Consider the following 23,816-nt stretch of genomic DNA (forward strand, 5'->3'; position numbering starts at 1 on the left):
AAACTGAAGCACATGAAACTTTATCTTCTTGAAGATGAAACCCGTATCCTGGAACATCTGTTACATATTCTGAGCAAAATCTCTTACATACAAGTGATCGGATCAGCAGCAGAAGTAGCAAAGGCCTCCAAAGAAATACCGGAATTAAAACCCGATCTGATCCTGGCAGACATCCGCCTAAAAGATGGCGACAGCTTTCGTTTGTTTGATGAACTGGGAGCTGAAGATTTTCAGGTCATCTTTCTTACCGCATATGATCAGTATGCCATCCAGGCGTTAAATATGGGCTCCTTTGGCTACCTGCTAAAGCCAATAGATGAAAAAGCTTTGACCACCATGCTGGACAAATGTTTTCATCACCGTAAACAAGAAGCCTTTGACCGGCAACAACTCGCCGTTGCCAGAGACCAGTACCTTGCACAAGGTATAGGCGCAAGCAAACGCATTGCATTGAAAAGCCTTGAATATATAGAGATTGTAGCTATGGAAGACATCATCTATTGTAAAAGTGACCGGGGATATACCACGTTCTACCTGAACAATAAGCGTGAGATCCTCGTATCTAAAGGCTTGAAAGAATACGAAAGCTTATTGACTGCCTTCGGCTTTTTACGATGTCATCAGTCCTATATGGTGAATTTTCAATATGTGATCAGATATTACAGAGAAGGTTATTTACAAATGCAGACTAAGGAACAGATTCCTGTTTCCAGTCGCAAAAAGGAAGAAGTACTCCGATATCTGGAAAATATTGCCTAGTCGGCCAAACCACCAAAAGTCCTGATGCAAGCCCCAAAAGTGTCATTATGATGCGCAGTCTGCCATCTAATAGCGGAGTTAAATACTGCCCCGTCAGGATATAGAAAGCGGATGGATTAAAGATTTCAAACTTTACCTGTCCGCCAAACTGCTTAAAGGGTTATAAATTGCATCCCTGATCAAATTTCCGGTCGCAAGAACCCTGGATATTAAGCGTTTACAGATGCTACTTAATTCCGGAATATCCAGGGTTAAGTTCTGTAACAGCGGGAGCTTTCGTTTTCTGATCTAACTGTTTAAGTAATTCCAGCAGTTCTTTTGTTTTTCCCGGAAATTTTTCCGCGACATTGTTTCGCTCTCCGACATCGTCTTTCAGGTTATACAACTGTAATGAATTGTCTTCAAAATAATGATGCAGCTTCCAGTTCCCTTTACGCAATGCTTCTCCGGGCCTGGTCCTGAAAACAGGATCATTGCTTTCCTGATTTCCGCCTTCCAGATAAATGGGAAAATACCAGTACAAGGGCCTGTCGGCCAAAGCCGCTTCCGGCTTTTGGGTTTGTAAATAGGCATACAGGCTATGACCATCCAGCTCTTCCGTTGTACTTGCCTTTGCGACTTCCATTAAGGTTGGATAAAAGTCCAGATTCGTGACCGGCAGATCAGAATGAGTTCCTGCTTTAACCTTTCCTTTCCATATAAAAGCGGTAGGTACCCTGATGCCGCCCTCAAAATAACTCCCTTTACCGGCACGTAGCGGATGTTGAAAGGTAACCTGATTCAGTCCGCCATTGTCTGAAGTAAAAATGATAAACGTATTGTCCAACTCTCCTTTGGCTTTTAATGCGCTTAATAAGCGACCAATATTCTGATCTTCATTCTTCAGCATAGTCGCATAAGCTTTATTGGATTGCCCCTCCCAGGCCTTTTTGTTTTCAAATCTGTATAGGAGGCTATCGATCTTTTGTATAGGTGTATGCACCGCATAACTCGCGTAGTACAAGAAAAAGGGTTTATCTCCGGATACATTTTTAACATAATCGACGGTTTTATCCATCACCAGATCGGTAAGATACCTGTTATCCGGACCAGTCAGTTTGATGTTTTTATAGGGTGGATAGTAACTCGCCGGACTCCCAGCATGTGAACCGCCGATATTTACCTCAAAGCCATACTGTACAGGATCATCACTCAAATGCCATTTGCCTGCCAGACAGGTGTTGTAACCATTTTCTTTTAAAGATTGCGCCAATGTTTTAAACTTAGGATCCAGGGTCAGCGTATTCACAACCGGTACTAGTTTTCGATCTGCAGACTTTCCCCTGTCTGAATTTCCAACCGTATAGATTCCATGTCTCGGCATCCATTTGCCGGACATCAGGCTGGCACGGCTTGGCGCACAGTTCGCTGCTGAAGCATAACTATTCGTAAACACCATCCCCTGCCTAACCAATGAATCAATTACCGGTGTTTCATAAAACTCAGAGCCCATAAATCCGGCATCACGCCAACCCATATCATCAACGAGAATAATTAGAATATTGGGACGTTTATGCTGAGCTACAGCAAGGTTGAACGCAAAACATAAGATAACAACAATTTTTAACCCGAGTTTCATAGCTGATTTTAAATATCATCCGGCAGGCAAATTAGATCAACCCGCTCTTTTGACTCAACCAAGATAATGAATCCTGATATAATGTCTCCAAAAATCCATCCTCCGCCCGGGCATATCGAACCAGTAAGCTATATTTACAGTTTTAATAGCTAAGCTTAAAAGAATACACACCCATGAAAAACAAAATTCTGATCCTTCTCCTTATTTTACTTGCAGGCTGTAAGAAAAACAACAATACCAGCCAGCCGGCAGTCGCAGAAGTGGTCACAACAGAACTTTCATTTGACAATGACAGCAACTCCAAACTCATGTTTCAGGATGGCGAATCTACCGCATTGTTAACAGCCGAAGCGCGCAGGTATGAAATTGGCAAAGTTTTACGGGTAAAAGCAATAGATGAAACCACTATTGAGGTCGCCAATTTTGCGCCTGTTGACATCGAAAATGCAACCATTTTACTCCGCATCGAAGGATCCGCAAAACCGGTCAGGCTTTTTAAAATAAAGAAAATCAGGGCACATGCCGTACAGGAAATAAAGTACCCTTTTATTAACGGGACCTCCCAATTTCTCGACATCGACCATGCGCCTGTAGACTTATCGGCTTACAAAACTACCGGCTTAGTCCCCGGAAAAGTAAGTTTTGATTTCAGCGGAGAAACCGAGCTGATTGTCAAATTAAAAAAACTGGCAAAACTAAAATGGAAAGTGAAATATCATGATTTTGATTCCAATGATAATACGGAAGACAATTGGAAAGAGAATATCGATGCAAAAGATGTAAGAAGGTTTTCAGGATTTATCATCAACCTGGCTTACCTGCTTCAGGCAAATGAAACCAGGACTTCCTATGTTGCAGAACCGATTACCGGCAATGACGGTGTGACCTTCCTCAGCACAGCCGAAAAGGAAACCGCATTCCAAAAAATGATAGATATCCCGCAGTTTAATTGTGGCGTGGTGGTAAACGTTTCAGGTTTGGGTGGCGGCTATACATTTGGTGTAGCCAATCACATACTTAACGATTACCTGAACAAAGATGTATGTTTCATCGTCGTGCACGAAGTGAGCCACATGATCGGTTACAACCATGATTCTACCATGACCTATCCAAAAAATGGAAAAGGGGCTACAGAGGCCTGTTCCAGAGTCTATAAGCAGCTGTTATCCGCGAATGAATTTCCAATAAAAAAAGCAGCCTATTATAAACAAAGTGATTTATAAACTCACTTAAAAAGCCTCTTGTCAAATTTTCAGGATCCCGGCAAAACAGCTACCGGACTTTTGAGTAATAAGTACGAAATTCATCCAGCGAAACTTTAAATGTTTTAAACGTATTGTCCTCAGCCATTACAAAAACATGGTAATAATAATCATTCAGGCTTTTGGAAACCCGGATACAAGCAGCAGCTTTCCATTTATCATTACCTCCGGCAAGTTTATCAATGAGCAATTCATATGATCTGTTTTCCAATGGATCTTTACCGAAATTTTTTGAGAATGTATTGTACACTCCGGATTCGAAAAACCTATTGTGAAAAACAAAGTCGCCCACAGCATTTCCATACGAACTATAGGTGCTAGTGAGGTCCAGGTAACTAAAGCCCTCCTCTATCTTTACAGGACTAAATTTTTTCGATGCTACATTGTATAATTTGAAAGATTCAAATCGTTTTTCTCCATCCTTTATGTAGGAATCACAAGGCAGATACCCTATTAAAAACCAATTTTCATAAAAATGTTCTATATAGTGTATGGATTTATCTTTAAAAAGAGGATTAAGATCATGATCTACAATATCATAATACCTTAGGTACCATCCCTTACAATATTCTGATGTTCTATATAAGATCACACCAGTTTCAGCAGGATGTAAATATCGTGCAACCGGCTTATCATCCAGTTTCCAGGTACCATAGGCCCTATCAATTTCAATCTGAGACGCATTAGGCCCGGGGCTAATCTTACCTTGTTCGTTGTAAAAATAATTTCCACCCCCACCGCCAGACATAAACCGCTCGCTTTTAATCGCATTTGGTTCAATTTTCTTCGGGGTAGTATTGTTTTTAACCACAGTGCGCGTCGGAATGCTGACGGAGACTTCAGTTACCTTATTCTTTTTCGCTATTTCTTCCTTGTTTTTCTTAAAAGCAACAACACTCTCCTTCTTTAACTTTTCATTGTTCAATCTGTTCGCCTTATCCGCTGCCTGATCATCTGCTATCTTCTTTTTTCTGGCATCATCATCTTCTTTCTGACAGGCAGGGCACATCAATTTACCTTCACTATTGTTGGAACCTTTTGGGGCAAACCTACAGTTAAACCGTGGATATTCACTTTTTGAAACGTGAGACTGGGCATTTACCCCCAGCACGAAAAAAAACAGTAAAATGGTCATCGCTAAACGCTTCATCTGATTTGATTTAAATTCATTTAAAACTATGGAAAAGCGAAACAGGTGCATATACCTACAGATAGGTATATTCTTCCTTTAAAATTATGTTCTTCATGCTGAATATAAAAGCGATGCTAAAAACATTAGAGCTAAAAAAAGCCAACAGGCTAATAATGAAATGACAGCGCAATATGATTTTATCAGTAAATACAGATTTCCTACATATTGTGTTCGTATTATGCGAATGATATGTTAATCAGGAGATAATAAACCCAATTGTGATCAAGCAACGCATTTTTAACCTTTGGCCAAGAGTAAGTTTTTTTATTCTACTAATGATCCCTTTTTGGTTCAGCGCCTCCCTATTGCTTATTCATCTGGGCTATATTGGCAGTTTTCTCTTTTTAAATCAGTACCATCCGGAGGTCCTGGACAATTTTATGCTTCAGGTTACGCGCTTTGGCGATGGAGCCTTTCTGATTCCTCTTTTTACCTTCATTTTATTATGGAAAAAACCAGGGGTTATCATTACCATGATTATTGCTGCGCTTGTTTCCGGTATAGTCACCTATTCTTTAAAGACCTTTCTGTTTTCCTGCTGGAATCGTCCGCTATTAGTGGTCCGGAATCCCGAAATCATCCATACAGTTAACCATTATCTGCTCTACAGGCATAGCTTTCCATCTGGCCACAGCATATGTATAGCGACGATTATAACCGCGTTGGCAGTACCATTTTACAGATCTAAACCTACGGTCTTTATCCTCAGCATGTTCATGCTTCTGGTATCCTATTCGAGAATATACCTGGGGGTTCATTTTCTGGCCGATGTATTGGCTGGTAACCTGATCGGGATCACGATCTCATTAACGGTTATCCTGCTTTGGTCAGAACAAATAAACAACTGGATAAACAGGCTGGATTCATCAAAAGCGTCTTTTGTCAAAATAATTATTCTGGTTTTATCAGTCATCACACTACTTGTAAATACCTGGTACGGATAGATCACAGCAAGTGTATGGTTGTTTATAAACGATCGCTGTTAATAGTATGGTTCTCCCGTCGGTAGAAAGTTTATTATTTCCTAATTTAGCGGAAAAATTAACGCAATGAAAAAGCTCCTTTTATTATTTTCGCTTCTTGTATCTTTCAGCTATGGTTTTAGCCAGCATGCTGTAAATGTAAAGAAGTCGGCATCGGCCATGCTCCAGGCAGATGAGCAGAAAGACTACGATACTTATGTGAGCTATTTTTATCCATCAGAACTAAAACGCAGAGGAGGTAAAGCGACCTTTATTCAACAAATCCAAACCAATGAAAGACAAGCAAAGCCAATTGGCTTTAGCCCGGGTAAGCAAACGCTTGGGAAGGTATCAAAAATCTATAAAGCCGGCAAAGAGCTACATTGTACAATAGAATGGATCAGGAGGACTAAAGGCCCGGAAGGAACGCTTGTGAACAGATCGCATTTCCTAGCCATTAGTGCTGACCAGGGTACAACCTGGAAGTTCATTATGACCGGCGGTAAGACCCCGGCTGAAGTCCGGGCTATGGTTCCAAAATTTAATGAAGGCCTGACCTGGGTAGATACTTATGAATAGAATAAAATGCCCCCGGAATAGATATTCAATTCCATCACTCAGTCGACATTAAAAAAAAAAGCGTCTAATGGCGCATAAAGTTTTGTAAGTCCCCAAGCACTGACCAATTTGAAATTTTTGCACAGACTCAGCTCCTCCGAACCAATACTCTGAAAATCAATACTATAACAAATATTCTCTACCGAATTCCAATTTGAAATCCCTTTGAATTTGTGCACAGAATGCCCTAAGTACAAAACCTTCAGCCGTTCCATCTTCGGAGCCTGTACAAATAGTTCAACATCAAAATATTCTGTAATACAAAGGACACGAAGGTTCTGAAATCGACTTAAAGGATAAGCCTCCTTCAATCCACTACATCCCAGGACAAGACATCTTAAATTTAGAATCTCATTTACGACTTCTTCGGTAACTATAAATTCATCTAACCTTTGTCTTATTCTTTTATTAAATGTAGCGCAATAGGCAGAATATATTCCTGGGCTACGTATGGTGTCGAATATCCTGCAATAGTCCTTACCAAACTTCTTGCTAAAATCCAGATTTGCTAAAAGATTCTTTTTCCAATTGTGATTTAATCCTTTCCACCAATCGATGGTACTTCCGGTCAAATTGTTAAATATCTGATCTTCCTGATCCGCTTTGTCAATGTTTTGCATACCTACAGTTATGTTTTAATCGTTTGTTTATTTTTCAAACGTACAGCACTGTTGCGTAACCTATTTGCGTACCCATTAGATTGCCTGTTATTATTCGATTTATTGTGCTTTGGCCAGTATCGATAATTTACAGGCCAAAGCAGTCAAATAAGATCCTGACGCTACTGAGAATTTATACTGATTTCCTGTACCCTCTTCCTGCCAAAGGTGACAAAGCTTAACAGAGATAAGATCCAAACACCAATACCGCCATATAACAAGATCCAGTCAAAGCCTTGCACAAGTGCTGCATGTACCACAGTTCCGGAGGGATCTAAAACAGACAATTTTGGAAAATCGCGTTTAAGTATATCAAAGCTTCCGGAGGCTATTTTTTCGGCCAGAGAGCGCAATGGCAATCTATGGAGAGACTCCTGCGCAAATGCAGTTTTCAAATGAGACAAAATTCCTTCTACCAGAATAAATCCCATAAGCGCAATATTAACGGCCAATGTAATTAACCTCGCACTCATATCTATTCCAGAAGCCATTCCCGCCCGATTACTGGAAACAGAACCCGTCGTGGTGTTGGTTACAGGTGTATTAGTTAAGCCCAATCCAATACCAGCCAACAGAGAACCTGGGAGCATCGTGAGCCAGCTGGGCTGATCAGCAAGACTTCCATACCTCATCACAATAAATCCCAGGCCAATCGTAAACAGCCCGAAAGGAATAACAATACCAGGGCGATACCGAGCAGAAAGACGCTCGGCTAAAGGAGGTATAACCAAGGTAGGAAGTGTATAGGCCAGCAAAGAAAGCCCCACAGTGATTACATCGTAACCCAAACAGCCCTGAAAATAAATAGGCAGGTAAATGATGAATGGCCAAAAGCTAAAATTCATGCCGATAGAACCAAAAATGGCCCCAGAAAAATTACGAATCTTAAATACCGAAAAATCGAACATTGGGTGCTCATTGTTTTTTTCAGCCCATACAAAAATGATAAAGCTTATCGCGGTAGCAATGAGGATACCGATTGCAATGGGGCTGGTAAAACCAATATCACCTCCCTGAGTGATAAAATAGGTTAAGCCAAAAACGGATAGGGATAAAGTAACCATTCCTAAAATATCTAGCCTTTTTGCGTCGGGATCTTTGGATTCGACCACATTGCCATAAACAAGAACTGAAGCAAGAACGGCGATTGGCGTGTGTATCAGGAACACCCATTTCCAGGATAGTAAACCGACAATTCCGCTACCTATAATCGGCCCGAAACCCAGACCTAGTCCGAGGATGATGCCCCAGATACCAAAAGCCCGACTGCGCTCTTTTCCTTCCTGAAATTGGTGCGAAAGCGCTGATATCTGACAAATCAACATAGCACCCCCACTTATTCCCTGAAAAAAACGGCTTACAATCAATACAGATGTACTTTGTGCAAAGCCACAAACCAAAGAAGCAATACCAAACAAAATCAGGGTAATCAGGAGTATTCGCTTACGGCCATACTTATCAGCCAGCGTCCCTGCCGCCATTAACACTGTTGTACAACCAATCGTATAAATATTCATGATCCATTGCATGTCTTTAAGATTTGCCCCTAATACCTTCTCAAGGGTAGGGAGTATGACCGGGACACTGGAAATTTCTAACGAAAACATTAGTGTAGCCATACAAATAGCAATCAGAGCAATGTTGTTATTACTCAGGTAGTTTTGATTTTTCATTTTTACATTCATCATATGAAGCAAAAATAAACTGAATATAACCAAAACGTCAGTACATTTCAATGATAAAGAGGTAATTTTACCTTATGAAAAAAAATAGCGATGTGCTGTTATCTTTCAATCTCTCTTAACAAAACCTCCCAAATCCTAGCTCTTGATGGCTCCTGAAAGATCCCGAAATGCCCTATTCTCTCCATCCCAAAGTCAACAGGTATCAGGTGGATCCTTTTAACTTCTGCCCCGCTATATTGCTCCGTTAACCAGTCCACATTTTGTATAGGCGCAAAGGTATCATCGGCTATACTGATGGAGGTTAATGGCGCAGTTATATTTTTAAAATACAAATCGGCTTCCGGGATACTTCCAAAAAGGTACTCCGGATCCATACACCATTTGCACCATTGTCTGGCCACATGTTTTGGCAGGTTCTCCATACCCATTAGTTTCTTCGAAGGCATATAGCCAAAAGTATAGACCAGTGCAGGAAAAAGAATATTCCAGTTGGCCCACATCCTGTACCTTCTGAAACCGGTCCAGAATTTCCAGTAGCCCGTTTGAGCGGCGACAAGAATAATTTTGCTGGCATCAACAGCAGATTTTGAAAGACCAATAAGCTGTCCGCCAATACTATGCCCGATAATGTTGATTCTTGATTCCGGATAATGTTCTTTTACATATTGAAGCATCGCCTCCAGGTCTATCCTTCCCCAATCCGATGCCTGGTTGTTATTTTCCTTAATGGCTCCTGTTAAAGAATGTCCAATTCCTGAATAGTCGAACGTAATTACCGTTATTCCGCTGGCAGCAACGTATTCCGAAAATCGTTTGTAATAAGATTGCTTTACGCCTGTGGCGGAGGAGATCAGCAGGATTGTCCGGCTTCCTTTCGCCTCAAAGATATTTGCGGTAATAAAATATCCCTTTTCCGTTTTAATTTGCTCCATGGTCATAGCTTCGACAACACCTTATGTGATAAAGTTATAAGAATTAATTAAGCGTTTTCTATAATAGAATAAACTTTCATGAGATTGACAGATCTATGAAACTGTGTTTCTATATTTAGCCAAAACTACCTGTGAAGCTATTAGCCTGCATATTGTCCTTAATGATCATTGGCCTGACTTTCATGCCATGTGAGGATGAGCAGTTGAGCAAATTATCTTCAAAATCGGTGATCAGCAAATCTGACACCCATGATCAGAACGATCCTTTAAAAGACGGTTGTCCTCCTTTTTGCATTTGTTCCTGCTGCAATATTATGGCCATCCTGAAAGAGGAAGTCATCACTTTAAGTGTCCCCTTTAAGCAATGCACCCCCAATTCAGCTGCCTACCCCGGCGACATTACCCATGCAAATTTTTCCATCTGGCAACCGCCTAAGTTCAGCTAGACCGAAACTCAAAACCCCGTTCTTTTTTCACCGCAAAGGCTGAATGATGACCTCTTACCATCGGTTTTGAGCAGCTATTCCATTGCTTAACATTAACTAACAGACAAATGAAACTGTCATAATCTTACAGATCATACTATGAAATGAATGGTGTGAAGATCATGATCACTTCATAACGTTTAAAAAACAATATACACTAATGAAAAATTACTTCTCATACTCAGCAACGGTGTTGCTGATCATCTGGACGACCACAATATTTGGTCAGGATGCATCTCCTCTTCTTTCGACAAAAACAGACACCTTAGCTCAACATAAACAATTACCAGGACAAGGTTTTAAAAATACCATTCCCTTATCTGCAACGATCATCCCAACAGTAGCACTGGCCTATGGCTTTGTCAAGCTGAACAACAATGCCCTGACCAACCTTGATGAAAAAGCCAAACGGGAATTCTACAGCGAACATCCTCACCGCAAATTCAGAGTGGATGACTACCTGCAGTTTGCTCCCGGAGCAGCAGTCTTTGCTTTAAACGGCCTGGGCATTAAAGGGAAAAACAGCCTGCTCGATCAAAGCGGAGTTTACCTGCTCTCCAACATCATTCTCAATTCCACGACTCAAAGTCTTAAAAGAATAACGAATGTAACCCGTCCCGACGGTACCTCCAATGCTTTTCCTTCAGGTCATGCCGCAGAAGCTTTTGCTTCGGCAGAATTTCTCCGGCAAGAATATGGTGATGTCTCTGTCTGGTATACGGTTTCCGGATATTCTGCCGCTTTTGCTGTGGGCTATTTAAGGATGTACAACAACAAACACTGGCTCAGCGATGTCATTGCAGGAGCTGGTCTTGGTGTCTTGTCTACTCAGGCTTCCTATTGGTTATATCCCAAAATCAAAAGGATGTTTTTTAAGAAATCCAAAAATAATACCCTCATTATGCCCTCCTATAACCGTGGCACTTTTGGTGCAGGGATGATAAAAGTCTTTTAACAAGAAAGCCAATTGTAAAGAAATTAATATAAATCGTAATTATCTGACACATTTTCCTTTCAATCTCAAGATAAATGGTTTCATTTACGTTACACACAAATAAAATCATAATAATGAAAAAATCATTTAAACTATTATCACTTGCAGTGGTGATTGCTACAGGAATTGCGGCCTGTAAAAAAGACAATCCCCCGGAGGAGAAAAAGAAACCACAGCCGAAGCATTTAATAATGAAGAGCCTGACCTTCAAGAATGAAATAAGGGTTTATACAAAAGATGGACAAATTACCGACCCTGCAATTGTCGCCAAAGCCATTGCAGCTTCCGGAATGAACTCCATTGTTCATAAACTCTATGAAAAAGGCCCGCTTATTTTCATCGATCAAAACACCTTAAAAATGGCCAGCTATGCCTATGCCATTAAGAAGAATGAGGATCAGTTTTTATTTACGATGGCAGATACACTGTCCATCCCGACAAATGACCTCAATCTGATAGCAGCACCGTTTTTTAAGTTCAAAGGACTCGGTAAAGCAGGTACTAATGGAAAAACAGCCTACAATAAACAGTTTGTAGCTTATGGTGATCAGAATGAGATTAAACTTAGTGCAGTAGACATCTATCATTTAAGAAAATTCGACAATACACCAAGAACTGAAAGCTGGCTGGCAGAATCCGCCCTGAACGAATTTGATGTTAAAGGGATCTCAACACTGGGTTTGAGAGATACACTGACCGTTAGAGAGTATAGCTATAACTATTCGAAATAATTTCCAGTGCCGTTGAGCAAATGCTCAGCGGCGCTATTTTTATATGATAAATACAGTACTATTGAAAATGAAATCAGCACAAATTATTAAACATTACCTGATCCTATTATTATTCCCACTGATCATTTCCTGTCAAAATCCGGGTAGAACCGATTACAAATACACCGAACAGGAAACCGCAGCATTCCTGAATGATATTACCAAATATGCAGGCGCCAGCATCAGCAGTTACACCGAATCCAAAAAAGCGCTTACCAACGAATTCTATATTACGACCAGGTATCCACTCTCTAAACCTCAACTGGAAGAATACAAAAAAAACAATGGTACAGTTCACAACAAGACAGACGACATTTCAGATTTCACCTCTTATACCGTTAAGGACTACGAATTGCTCAATGAGAAGAATGAAAAGCTTCAGTTTGCAGACAACGGACAGGCTACCTATCTCCAGGAAATGAACTTAGTAGAATATGATAAAATCCTGTTCCAGAACCTGGGAATCGAAGTCAAGCTGAACAAGCAGTTTGAAAAACTGAAAGGAAGCATCACTGTAGAATTTGAAATGCCCGGAAACATCAGGCGTACCGCCAAAATACCGGTAAACATTTCGATTTACGACGAAGCACCTGAATCCTTCTGATCCTGCTCTTCATCATCGTATTCTTCGTCATCTTCGTCCTCATCAGAGGTATAAGACCAATCTATATCCAGGCGCTCTAAGATTTCACCAAAGCGCTCCCGGTCGGCAGTTCCTATAAAGGCGGCGGTACAATTTTGCTGTTCATCAAAGCAGAGACTGATGATTTCGTAAAAGTCATCTGTATAGACACGTTGCTTTTCCCAGCTTATTTCCGGTACTTCCGCCCAGTTTTGTTTGATATAGCTGACAACGCTTTCATCAATTTCAGTAAAGGAATTTGCATGGTGTTTCAATCCGCCCATCGTTCCGTTATATGCCGCCATCAGCAGGAAAAAGATGCCTGTTGTCTTCGCTTCCATCACCCAATCCGGATTTTCATCTGTACCATAATTTCCCCAAACCGGAGGATCAGGGAGTTTTAAATCCTCTTCTTTAATCCCCCAATAGGCTACAGTCTGATTTTCTTCATAAAAAACCAGATAGCGATCCTCAGAAAAATCGATTTCCTGATCTGGTTTCAGAAGCCTGTTGTGTACATAATTAATCTGTCCGTTCTTTCCTAAAGTAAGGTAATAGTCTTTTAGTTTTTCCGGAAGCTGCACATTTAACCTCGTTTCAAGCCTGGCGATTTCGTCGTCTGAGAAACCATAATTATGATCTTCGGATAAAGAATAAAGTCGTTTTATCTGCTGTAATGTTGTCATTAATCCTCTTTTTCTTTCTTAATCTAAGCACATAGACTTTCGGCTATACCTTCCGATCCATAAGCGTCCGGTCTGTTTTGATCGCCTTGCCAGGTAGATACTATTTTGGATTCCATGCTGTGTTCTTTAAAAGTAAATGTCTGTAATATCTGTTTTTAAAACAACAGACACTACAGACATTTATTATCCCTCTACCTGAGTTTTCCTCGAGGCATTCAGCGGAATCCAGGCACTCAGCAATATGATCGTCGCTATTCCGGCCACCATCCCTGTCCCTTTAGCCGTAAAGGCACAAAGCACATATAACATCAGCGCAATAAAACCCAGTGAAAAGGAAATGACCTGTAAACCAAACTTATTTTGTCTTTTGATTTCAGCGGCTTCTTTTTCATCAACAACGATCACCTTCGCATTTCGCGAAGCTTTACGCACCTGTAATTGCAGGTATTCTGAACTCGTTAAGCCTTTTGAACCAGCGTACAGTTCATAGGCCAGTAACAATAGAAAAGGAAGCAATACCCCCAGCAACATTTCATTTGCACGGCTCAGTTTATCATCTGTGATAAGTGGCAGTATGATCTTAAAGACCAGGTTCACCGCCAAGCTGATCATGGTAATCCAAATGGTCGCTTTACCCGTGATCCGTTTTGAAAACAAAGCCCAGATCGGCGGCGCAAGCAAAGGCCCGCCAGTAATCGCGCCTACGCTCAGCGTAAACTCCACAATCCCCCCGATATAGGGCACAATCAGCGCAATCAAAATCATCCCGAAACCAAAACACCAGGAGGATGCACGTGCTACTTTCATCAGCTTTTCATCGGATGCCCCGGGGTTAATCGTGCCTTTGTAGACATCATTGGTAAACACTGCAGAAACTACATTTAAAGCAGTATTTGCAGAAGCTGAGGTAGAAAAATACATCCCTGTCAGGATCAAGCCCATCAGGCCTGCCGGAAGCACCTGCTTACAAACCATTAAATAGGCATTTTCTGTTTCCAGTCCCGTTAAGCCTGGATTAATCGTTTGATAAATCATTGGCGGAAGCATCCACAAAACCGGACTTACAATATACAATCCCGCAAAAAGGAAGGCCACTTTAGAAGCTGATTTCGGGGTATCCACACTCGTGTACCTTTGTACAAAGGTCCAGTTTCCACCGATATAAAAGATATGGTAAAGTGCAAAAGCACCGATAAAACCCCAGGTATACTCGCCATTAACGACATTAAAAAAGTTATCAGGAACCCTGGATACAAAGGAATGGATCCCTCCTGCTTCTGTAAATGCCAATGGAATAATGAGCAGCACTGCGGTTGTTAAAATCGCAAACTGTAAAATATCCGTCACCATTACGGCCCATAAACCACCCACAGCAGTATAAGCAATCATAAAGATCCCCAGCACGAGGGTCACCGGGATCAGCGGAAACTCCAGCGAGGAGCCGACCAGTTTAGAGACAGAATAAAGCACTGAACCTTTAATGAACAGCGACACCAGCATAAAAATATAGATGAAACTCTTTTGAACGTTTTCTCCCAGCCTGTCCTTAATAAATTCCGCAGCGGTCAGGCTCCCTGTTGCTTTCCATTTAGGGGCAATGTACAATCCGGTTACCAATCCTCCTATACACATCGTCCATTGAATGGTAACTGCTACCCAGCCGTATTTATAGGCAATTGATCCCCAGGCCACAAAAGTACCTGCAGAGAAAAAACTCATAAACAGCGACAAACCTCCGATAAACCAGGGCACCGCCTCACCACCTGCAAAAAAAGACTTAAGGTTCCGCCCTGTACGTGAAAACAGTAAACCTATAATCATAATGAATACTGAAAATACAACGATAACTGTGGTGTCTATTACTGAGTTCATATTTTTCTATTTATAAATCCTTAACTGTTTTTGCCGCAACACTTCTTAAATATGCAGCAAATCCTGCAGGAACTTCCTTGGGTACGTATTGTATTTTTTCAGGCGACTCCTTAAATAAAAGCGCATACCAGATTAAAGAACCCAGATATCTCCCTGCTTCATTGGCATGATTGGGATCAAATACCAGGGCATTGTCTTTCCAGTAATAGCCCATATTTAAGGAATTGGTCTGAACCGGAAGATTTGGAGAAACCGGATGATCATAATCAAAATTCATATCTTTCGTAAAGCGGTATTCACTACCCGTAGCGACTGTATTAAAAGCATCTCCCACAGGGATCAGACCCACTTTCAACTGCTTTGCTATTGCATGATAGGCAGCCCTTGATTTCTGCCACATTTCGCCCTGTGTTTTAGCGGGCTGTTCAGGAGCAACACGACCAAATTTCTTTGCGTCCGAGCGGTATGCCCATCCCTGATGCAAAAGAACCTTTGCATTTGGCTGCAATGATTTAATGTAATCGTAAAGCTTTTGGGCATAAGGGCTGTAACTGTCCACATCTGCCGACAAATAAGAAAACTGCTGCATCGTTACCACATCCCAGGTACCTGCTGATAACAGCATCCGCAATGATTTTCCATTGTAGGGCTTACCTTTAGGGTCTTCAGGATTGGCTTCCGCAGCTTCCACATATTCCCAGTGCTGCTGTAAAGAGTGACCGCCAAGTTCAGCACGGCCAATCACCAGTTGCTGGTTATTTTCCTTTACCAGTTTAGGCAAATAGGCCGTTGCATTTTGCGAAAAACTGTTGCCGATAATAAACAACCTCAAGGCTTTTTCGGCGACCTGTCCGAATGAAACATGGCTGATCAACAGCAAAGAGAGCAATAAGGTTTTTTTTAAGTATTTCATCTTTATATATTCTGGTTTTAATTCTCAATATTTTTCATGACTGTTCAGCCCTTCCTCTTCCGGCGTTATTTCTTATCAATATCAAATACCACCTCTACCTGCTGAACCTCTGTACTTCCTTTAGTTTTCAGCTTTAAGCTAATAGAAGCAGGTTTAGCAGGGTCTATCCGGGGGAAAGACCATTCAAAAGGATAGCCCACACGCTTCACAACAGTAGCCGCATCTTCATTCAACTCCATCTCCGCCTCTGCTCCTGTCAGCGCCGGCGTACTCAGGTAGGCATAGATAGAATCCCAGCCAAAAGGCGAGCGGATCCTAAACGCATGGAGCTTGCCCCATGGTGCCCCAATATTAACTTCCTGCATCCCGTTTTTAACCGGCAGCAATACCTTCTCTGCCCCAGGCTGTTGAAGCGGAAAGGAATAGGCGGTTAGCCCTTTACCTGCAATAACAGATTTCATTTTCTTTCCGGAAAGCACCGTGCTTTCTGGCTTAGCAGCTGTCCCCTTGTAAAATTTAACCCCGGTACTTTTAAGCGCGAGTTGATCCGGATCCAGTCCGATTTCAAACTCCTGCTCCTGCTGGGCTTCATTTAACAGGACCAGCCAAAAACGATCATCAGAAATCCCTGTAAGATAATTAATCGCAGGATTATCGATCGTAACCAGGCCTTTCTTTAGCCAGAGTTTTACACGGCTATCGTCAAAAATAGTTCCTTTACCAGCCCCATAAACGCGGTTGTTAAACCAGACAAAGCCTTCCTGTTTCCCCCATGGGAAACTGATGTTCCCCTTAGACCGCTGAATTGCCTCTGTAACCAGAAAATCAAGGGTAAAAGCCAGGTGCGGCGAAATGTGGTGGTAATAAATAGAATTGATATCCGGCCCTTTATAAGGGTAATCTTTCTGGTAGGTCAGGTCGGTATATCCTGTAGCATAATACCCCGGATAGTTGGAGAAACGGCCAATGATGGAATTCCTCGCATAGATTTCAAAAATATCCTTGTTGCTTTCCGCAGACAAGCGCAGTAAATGTGGCGCCCAGGTCGACATGAAGATATGGCGTACATTTTTATTGGGAAGGAAAAAGGTGACAGGTTGTTCCAGGCCCAATCCTACCGGAGAGACCAGCGATTGAGGAACTTCCTTTTCTGTGACATCCCCATCTACGCGTGGAAATCCTAAACGGAATTTCTCTCCGTCTTTCCACCACAAATTCGTATTGCCCTCATAGCGCCCTCCCTCATGAATCCGTTGCTTTTGATTTTGAACAAGCGGATAGGAACGGATCCCCGCGATGGTAAAAAATGAGGCATATTTAGCGGCATCTAAAAAGGTTTTGTCTTTATTGATTTCATACAAATCCATCAGGTCCCACCAATAGGGATAAAATGAAGTATTGTAAAATGGCTGTGCCGTTAACAACTGTGTCTTTTGCCCGTAAACTTCTTTTTGTACAAATTCTTTCGCATGTAAAACTGCTTTATCGAGCCATTGTTTATCCCTGGTAAGCCGGTAGGCCGCCAATTCCTGCGTCCATGCCGGAAGGTTTACACTATAGCCAGATAATTTTCTGGGCTGCTGATCCGGCATCCCTACCTGAACCAGCCATGGGTTCTTCTGATCCAGCAACTGGTTTAACGCATCAAAATAGGCCGTATTGAACTGTACGTTTTTATAAGGATCCAATACCAGTGAAGCCTCTTTGAGGTTGTATGGCGCACCAACCGCCTTAGCCCATCTGAACGCACTTCTAGATAACGTATACTCTATGGTAGGCAAAGCCCGGCTTAAATAAAGTTCTTCATCCCGGCCCATTACCGCTGCAGAGATCACCGCCAGTGGGGCCGACTGTGCAACTGTGGGTGCGATCTTCGGGTCTGCTTCTATATCGTAAAAGCCTTTCAACTGTGCGTTCCATCCCGAAGCATTATCATTCCTGATCAGATCGATCATGTTAAACGCCGCATTGGTTAAAGAGCTGGAGTCCTGAGCACGGTAGTCCTTTACCTGATAAATAGCATTCGAGATGTACTCCAATGCCCCGTTCCAGTTTTCAGGTAGGGCTCCGAGATTGAATGTTCTTTTTAAAGACTGACCTGCTTTTAGTTTCGAATCTTCCAGGCCCAGAACAGGGGCAAATGCAACAGGCTGAACCTTATTAAACGCATTTTTAAGGGAGAAACCAAAGCGGGAGGTATTGTCCTTGCCCCAGTCTAACGGAAAATCAGTTAAAGAACCCGTTACAAAAAAGCTCAGTGGCCTGTTACTCCGGCCAAGCTCCACGATCGCCAGGGGCTGGGGAGTCATGGCTCCCGGAATCAGGATCGGGTCTGTTGGTAAACGTTTATAATTAAACATCGGGGGAAGCTGTACCTGGGTTACCTCCTGCTCAGCAACATCCTGGAAGGCCGAAACCACAAAGCTGTAAAAACCGGGTTCTTTGGCCGAATAGCTTAAACTCAGCTCATAATGCGATGCACCGGGTTTAAGTTTCCAGATTCCTTTAACCTCCTGACCCTGATCGGTCAGGTATGTTACCCAAAGCTCTTCAGGGGAAACCTGTTTCACCGCTGAAGGATGACAAGCCGAAATTTCTCCCGACAGAAAAGGATTCTTCGCCCCGTTCTGGTCCATAGGCTTATAGGTTTTACCTTTCACCACAAACTCCGTTAAGCTGACAGAATTCTTCCAGGAAGCAAAATAGGCCCCAAATTCTATTTGAGATTTTTTAGCACTCAACAGGAAAATCCGGTTTTCTTCTATCCCTGCTTTCAATGTCGCCCATCGTTTATCCTGAAAGATGGCTGTCGTTGCCACAATCTGAGCTTTTCCCGTTTTATCGTTCAGCACCTTTTCAAAACTCAACCTGAGCTGATCATTGGAAAGTGTACCCAGGAGCTTTTCCTTTTTTGTAAAAGAGGCTGCTTCGTTGATCGTCAACACTGCCGGAGTTTCCTTTACCCGGGTTGGTTTTATTGCATAGGCAGTGAGTGCCACACCTTCCTTACCCGGGTTAAAAGCCTCGTCGGTGCTGAGCAATATGGCATCACAACGCACAAAATTCCTGCTCGTATTTTTCAGTTGCAATACATTTTCACCAGCATCAAGATCAATGCGACCTACCTTTTCCCATGCATATCCTTCTCCAAGATGTGTCCCCGACTCCCGGCTCATATCCTGCTCATTTACCGATAAAATGTATTTCCTCGTTCCCGGTTTATTCTCCGCATAATCCCTGGACCTCGTCCATACAAAAAAGCTGCCTTTCGTTTTAACAGAGATCACGGTCATTGCATCAGGAACCGGATCCTTAGATGATCCTGCAAATAAGGCCCCTTTGCCGGAAACATTTGTCCCTGCTTCCTTACTAAAGACCCAACCTGCCGGAAACTGGAAATCCTCTGCTTCTATAAAATAAGTACTTTGTGCCTGTCCATATACTTTACCCGAGGTAAAAACACAACAGGAAAATACCACATATCCCAAATAATAGCCGTAGCCCAGGTTGTTTGTCTTCTTTATGATCTTTTTCAATAACATACTTCTATTACTTTTAAGCCAAAAGGGGCTAATTCAATATTCAGGGAATTGGAATTGCTGCTCAATACCGTTCGTTTGCCGGTTGCATCCATTAGGGCAGGTTCTTTTGACAAGGCCCCGGAAAAGCCCGGAATTTTCCCCGGATTCAACAATACCTGTGTCTTCAGGGGCTGCTCACTGTTGTTCATCAGGACCACAAAACACTTGCGTTGATCTGCATTAAGGGCCGTTACATATTCTATATAAGGACTTTCGGCCTTAACCAGGCCTTCCCTTAAAATTAAGGAAGCGGTTGTCCCGTATACTTTACCCGGAGCGAAACCATAAGTCTGATGCGGACCTACTTTAGGGGTAATGAATCCCCGCGGAAAAGAGATCTGCCCCTGCGAGCGAAGGTTTACCTCTGACAGTAAATAATCCATGATCCAGCCAATCTGCCACCAGGCATGATGCGGAAATGGCCCGGCTCCCTTATCCATTGCATCCCAATAATAAGAAGCCACTCCTGTTTTTTGATCCACAAAAGCATCTCTGCCCCATGCTGCAGCTCTGGACATCGTTAGGAATAAGGAATCTTTGGTAATGGAAAACATCCGCAGAAACATTCCCGCATGACTCGCCAACAGAATCGGCCCATGGTGATTTGCAGATCCAAGGATCCCTCCATGCTCAAAACTCAATCCCGCCTGACTGATTTCCCAGTCGGCCCTCTTAACTCCATTCACCTCTTTTTGAGCCAGGGAAGGAATGGGATGGGTATAAACAGATGCGGTATAAATTTTAGCTGCAGCAATTGCCGCATTTTGATATTTGGGTGCTTTAACCACCTCGTAAAGATCCAGCAAAGCCTGCACGCTCTGTGCAGTTGCAAAGTCGGGCGCAAACCTGGTATCCCCGCAAACACCGATAAATGATCCTTTACTGATGGCCTGTTCGATATACCAATCCGCTCCTTTTTGTGCGGCTTCCAGGTATTTTTTATCTCCTAATAATTTGTAGGCGATGAACAAGCCATAAAAGGTAGGCCTCAGGTCTAAAACATCCTTAAACATCGCTTCATGGGTCTTATTGTCGTAGGCAACTTCCCAGCTTCCATCAGGTTTCATCCAGGACAATAATTTCTCTGCCGCCAGCTTTAGTTCCGCACGCAAACTTGCGTCCTCCGGATTAAACAACAACATGTTTCCTATGTCCATCATCAGGTAATAGGTACTTCCGATAGGCTCTGTATAAGGTCCCCACTCTTCCGTAAATTTCCCGCTGTTTTGTAAAAAGTATTGCCCTTCCGAAGCACCATAGAAAAAACCTTTATCGGAATTCTGTTGTGCCAGTTTAAAGTTCCGGGCATAAGGAAGGCGGCTCCTGATCAGTTTCTCATTGCCTGTCAATTTCGCCAGCATCCACATCGCCCCATAGTCTGAATTTTTAACCGCATCTTTTTCGGAGCCATACACCCCACCCAGATATTTCTGAGCACCGATTTCCAGATTCTTGTAGGGCGACAACTGCCACATGGAAAGGCTGTCGTCCACTACATAGTTGGCCATTCTCAGGACGCGGTTCGTCAAAGACGAAGCTGTTTTCTTCAGGACAAGCACCTCTTTAAACCGATAGACATCATTTGCGGCATGTTTCATCACCGCAAACCAGTCCTCCGCCTGGATGGTGTACCGAAAAGAAAAGCTAAGCGAATCGTTTTTCGCGAGGTAAGAATTTGCCTGTCCCAACACAGGGTGATAGACTGTTGGCATCATATTGCCCTTTCTGTTCAATACCGATAAGCCAATATTCCAGTTTCCCTGAGTTTTGCGATCAAATGCCCAGGGATCCCTTCCGGTCCCAGGTTCCGGAATTACCGCCATGGTGATGTTTTGGCTGTTTTGCACCAGGGGCGATAATGTTGAAGCCGTACGCTCTCTCACCATAACCGGCACATCAGGGATCCCCTGCCCGTAGGCATAGGCATTGATAAAACTGGTATTCAACTGATTCCCCTGGAAAACTCCCGGAACAGTAGCCCATTTAAAATTACTTTTATCAAAAAGAGCCAGCTCCGGCGAAGCAATGGAATAATAACCAGCCTTTTTGGCCTTCAATTTCACGGTCACTTTCAGGTCGTTCGGATGTTGCGCGTCAAAGGCCCATAAAGAGCTGAGCGAAAACAGCTCATGTTCTTTCTGAAAAACCAGTTGCCCTTTGATTTCCTTTTTCCTGTCAGGATAAAAGTCGATTGCTTTTCCGGCCTGATTCATCTGAACAGGAGAAATCGCCTGCTTCCAGATCGGAATGATGTAACGGTAAATAGATTCCGGAAAATCAGCCCCCTTTGTTACAGGTTTTACCTCCTTCAGCGACAGCGTGTCCGCAGCATACAGGACAGAAAACTGCCCTGAGGTTTTTGCCGACAAATCCATCCATGATCCTTTATTCAGGACCGATATTTTATTCAGGTGATACCCTTTTGCAGAATTCAGCCATTCTAAATGCAACTGGCCATTAGCAAGCGAAGGCCCTTTGGACTGTGCAAAAACGGAAAACGGGAAAAGGCATATCAGCCATCTTAATCTACCAGCCATTGTTTTGTTTGATCAGCTTGTTTACAGTTAATTCGGTAGTAGGGATTGGAAAGAACAGATCTCTTTCCGTCGTATTTTTACCGGCATTTGCAGCATATTTATAAGTTGAGGGCGCTGTAGCGGTGATGCTTGTCCCTAAATCGTTCATTGTTTTCACATAGATGCCCCATCTGATCAGGTCATGCTTACGAATTCCTTCAAAACACAATTCTCTCAAACGTTCGTCCTGAATGGTCGCTAAAAACTGTGTTTTGCTTTGACCTGCCGGGATATCACAAATCGCATTGGCCGTACCCAAAGGCTTGTTAAAAGCCCTTCTTCTCACATTATTGATCGCATCATAAGCAGCCTGTGTAGGGCCACCATTGACTTCGTTTTCCGCTTCTGCTTTCATCAGCAGGACATCCGAATAACGGATCACCGGGAAATTAGTAGAGGTAAAGCTGCGCGCTTTGGATCCGGTTTCGTACTCTCTTCTCCATTTACCGGGATTGCGGTCGTAGATCTGCGTTGCGGTAAAATTAGACTTTACCGTATTCCCTCCGGAGGCTACAAAGCGGTACGGTGCGATGCTCCAGTTTCTCCTTGCCGTATCTGCCGTACCAAAAAGCTGATACAGTTTGGCCGTGATCTTCATCGCACCTCCCGAATAGCCTATGGCTTCGCTTGGACACTCAATCCCGTTTTCTACGCCCATAGATCCTGCAAGGTCTACCGTTCCTACTTTATTGCCATACATTCCGATTTCCCAGATGCATTCTTTCTTCTCGTTGATGTCCTGGGTATGGTTGATGAAAATCTGTTTATAGTTCAGATTAAGCGCATGTTTATTCGATGCGATCACTTTGTCTGCATATTCCAGCGCATCTTTATAACGGCTCGGCTCATTTAAAGGTGCTCCTGCCATTTTCAAAAACACCCTTGCCAGGATCGCCTGTACACCTGTTTTGGAGATGCGCTCATTATAGGAGAAGTAATCGATATCATTCACCAGCTTTTCTGCCTGCTGCATGTCATTCACAACTGAAGCATATACTTCCGCCAATGGGGCACGGGGAAGGTATGGATCGTTGGGCGATTTGGTGGAACTCAGTTTTAAGGGAACAGGGCCAAAAAGATCCGCGAGGAGGTAATAATAATAGCCCCTTAAAAACAAGGTTTCCCCTTTAATCGCATCCCTTTGTTTCGGGTCCATGTTCACGTCATCTACCTGTTCCAATAGTAAATTTGCGCGGTTTACTCCTTCGTATAAAACTTCCCAAAGCCTTCCGATATCCAGATGGCTTGCATCCATCACCATTACGCGGATGTTGTTGATGGAAATGCCTTTAAAAAACGCTTCATCGCTCACTACAAAATAGCTGTACAATCCACGTCCATACATCCTTCCGTTAGGATCAATTAACCTGTTATACACCCCGTTCAGGCCATTTCTCAGGTCTTCTTCCGTGTTATAATAAGTATCCGGCGTTACAAAATCAGGATCCTTGTTCAGCAGTTTGGAGCAGGAAAGCATCATGATACTCATCAGCAGTACTAATATTTTTGTTTTCATCTGTATATAATTGCTTTTTAATGGTGATGAAGTGATCATCAGCATGGTCGTTACTTTTTGTAAATGGTATGCTGATGATGGTTTCATATCTCTATTATTTTCTTTGATGATTGC

General features: G+C 42.7%; 19 protein-coding genes. 8 read left to right on the top strand and 11 right to left on the bottom strand.

What is annotated here, in order from left to right; genetic code table 11:
- Positions 1–12: 12 nt before the first annotated feature.
- Positions 13–759 carry a LytR/AlgR family response regulator transcription factor gene (locus DBR43_RS04725; protein WP_124578393.1) on the top strand — a complete coding sequence of 249 codons (747 nt, stop codon included), beginning with the start codon at positions 13–15 and terminating at the stop codon, positions 757–759.
- A gap of 226 nt (positions 760–985) precedes the next feature.
- Here DBR43_RS04725 and DBR43_RS04730 read toward each other — a convergent pair whose 3' ends face one another.
- Entirely contained in the window at positions 986–2,377 is a 1,392-nt protein-coding gene (locus DBR43_RS04730; protein ID WP_124578395.1) for a sulfatase, read from the bottom strand.
- Between the two features lie 173 nt (positions 2,378–2,550).
- Between DBR43_RS04730 and DBR43_RS04735 the strand changes: the two genes are divergently transcribed.
- Entirely contained in the window at positions 2,551–3,600 is a 1,050-nt protein-coding gene (locus DBR43_RS04735; protein WP_124578396.1) for a hypothetical protein, read from the top strand.
- Between the two features lie 49 nt (positions 3,601–3,649).
- Here the strand turns inward: DBR43_RS04735 and DBR43_RS04740 are convergent, their stop codons facing one another.
- Positions 3,650–4,789, bottom strand: a complete 1,140-nt coding sequence (locus tag DBR43_RS04740) for a hypothetical protein (RefSeq protein WP_124578398.1) — start codon at positions 4,787–4,789, stop codon at positions 3,650–3,652.
- A 317-nt stretch (positions 4,790–5,106) separates the two neighbouring features.
- On the opposite strand from DBR43_RS04740, the gene DBR43_RS04745 reads away from it, so the two are divergent.
- A complete protein-coding gene (locus tag DBR43_RS04745; protein WP_124578400.1) occupies positions 5,107–5,775 on the top strand; it encodes a phosphatase PAP2 family protein in 669 nt (222 codons plus the stop codon).
- 105 nt (positions 5,776–5,880) lie between these two features.
- Positions 5,881–6,372 (top strand): hypothetical protein, encoded by a 492-nt coding sequence (locus DBR43_RS04750; RefSeq protein WP_124578401.1) that lies wholly within the window; start codon positions 5,881–5,883, stop codon positions 6,370–6,372.
- A 38-nt stretch (positions 6,373–6,410) separates the two neighbouring features.
- Here DBR43_RS04750 and DBR43_RS04755 read toward each other — a convergent pair whose 3' ends face one another.
- The 3 genes from DBR43_RS04755 to DBR43_RS04765 all read right to left on the bottom strand — a co-directional run bounded on the left by DBR43_RS04755 (position 6,411) and on the right by DBR43_RS04765 (position 9,687).
- On the bottom strand, positions 6,411–7,031 hold the full coding sequence (locus tag DBR43_RS04755; RefSeq protein ID WP_124578403.1) for a hypothetical protein: 621 nt from the start codon (positions 7,029–7,031) through the stop codon (positions 6,411–6,413).
- Between the two features lie 161 nt (positions 7,032–7,192).
- The gene (locus DBR43_RS04760) at positions 7,193–8,758 is read right to left on the bottom strand and encodes an MFS transporter (RefSeq protein WP_233602865.1); all 1,566 of its coding nucleotides are present in this window, start codon (positions 8,756–8,758) and stop codon (positions 7,193–7,195) included.
- 95 nt (positions 8,759–8,853) lie between these two features.
- Complete coding sequence (locus tag DBR43_RS04765) at positions 8,854–9,687, bottom strand: alpha/beta fold hydrolase (protein WP_158622427.1); 834 nt, start codon at positions 9,685–9,687, stop codon at positions 8,854–8,856.
- A 131-nt stretch (positions 9,688–9,818) separates the two neighbouring features.
- On the opposite strand from DBR43_RS04765, the gene DBR43_RS04770 reads away from it, so the two are divergent.
- The 4 genes from DBR43_RS04770 (at position 9,819) to DBR43_RS04785 (ending at position 12,540) form a co-directional block, all read left to right on the top strand.
- Positions 9,819–10,133 carry a DUF6660 family protein gene (locus DBR43_RS04770; RefSeq protein WP_124578407.1) on the top strand — a complete coding sequence of 105 codons (315 nt, stop codon included), beginning with the start codon at positions 9,819–9,821 and terminating at the stop codon, positions 10,131–10,133.
- 199 nt (positions 10,134–10,332) lie between these two features.
- The gene (locus DBR43_RS04775; RefSeq protein WP_124578409.1) at positions 10,333–11,127 is read left to right on the top strand and encodes a phosphatase PAP2 family protein; all 795 of its coding nucleotides are present in this window, start codon (positions 10,333–10,335) and stop codon (positions 11,125–11,127) included.
- A gap of 113 nt (positions 11,128–11,240) precedes the next feature.
- Complete coding sequence (locus DBR43_RS04780) at positions 11,241–11,897, top strand: hypothetical protein (RefSeq protein WP_124578411.1); 657 nt, start codon at positions 11,241–11,243, stop codon at positions 11,895–11,897.
- Between the two features lie 67 nt (positions 11,898–11,964).
- Positions 11,965–12,540, top strand: coding sequence for a hypothetical protein (locus tag DBR43_RS04785; RefSeq protein WP_124578413.1), 576 nt, complete (start codon positions 11,965–11,967; stop codon positions 12,538–12,540).
- On the opposite strand, the gene DBR43_RS04790 is transcribed toward DBR43_RS04785, so the two are convergent.
- The 6 genes from DBR43_RS04790 to DBR43_RS04815 form a co-directional block, all read right to left on the bottom strand.
- On the bottom strand, positions 12,513–13,244 hold the full coding sequence (locus DBR43_RS04790) for an SMI1/KNR4 family protein (protein ID WP_124578415.1): 732 nt from the start codon (positions 13,242–13,244) through the stop codon (positions 12,513–12,515). The genes DBR43_RS04785 and DBR43_RS04790 overlap by 28 nt on opposite strands.
- Positions 13,245–13,427: 183 nt before the next feature.
- Positions 13,428–15,116, bottom strand: a complete 1,689-nt coding sequence (locus tag DBR43_RS04795) for a sodium:solute symporter family protein (RefSeq protein WP_124578417.1) — start codon at positions 15,114–15,116, stop codon at positions 13,428–13,430.
- 10 nt (positions 15,117–15,126) lie between these two features.
- Positions 15,127–16,029: a DUF4886 domain-containing protein gene (locus DBR43_RS04800; RefSeq protein ID WP_124578419.1), complete on the bottom strand. Its 903-nt coding sequence runs from the start codon at positions 16,027–16,029 to the stop codon at positions 15,127–15,129.
- Positions 16,030–16,094: 65 nt separating this feature from the next.
- Positions 16,095–19,565 carry a hypothetical protein gene (locus DBR43_RS04805; RefSeq protein ID WP_199756954.1) on the bottom strand — a complete coding sequence of 1,157 codons (3,471 nt, stop codon included), beginning with the start codon at positions 19,563–19,565 and terminating at the stop codon, positions 16,095–16,097.
- Positions 19,562–22,147 carry a glycerophosphoryl diester phosphodiesterase gene (locus tag DBR43_RS04810; protein WP_124578421.1) on the bottom strand — a complete coding sequence of 862 codons (2,586 nt, stop codon included), beginning with the start codon at positions 22,145–22,147 and terminating at the stop codon, positions 19,562–19,564. Before DBR43_RS04810 ends, DBR43_RS04805 begins: the two co-directional genes overlap by 4 nt.
- Complete coding sequence (locus tag DBR43_RS04815; protein WP_124578423.1) at positions 22,137–23,789, bottom strand: RagB/SusD family nutrient uptake outer membrane protein; 1,653 nt, start codon at positions 23,787–23,789, stop codon at positions 22,137–22,139. Before DBR43_RS04815 ends, DBR43_RS04810 begins: the two co-directional genes overlap by 11 nt.
- Between the last annotated feature and the right edge of the window lie 27 nt (positions 23,790–23,816).

This window comes from Pedobacter sp. KBW06 (genome assembly GCF_003852525.1).
Classification (GTDB): Bacteria; Bacteroidota; Bacteroidia; order Sphingobacteriales; family Sphingobacteriaceae; genus Pedobacter.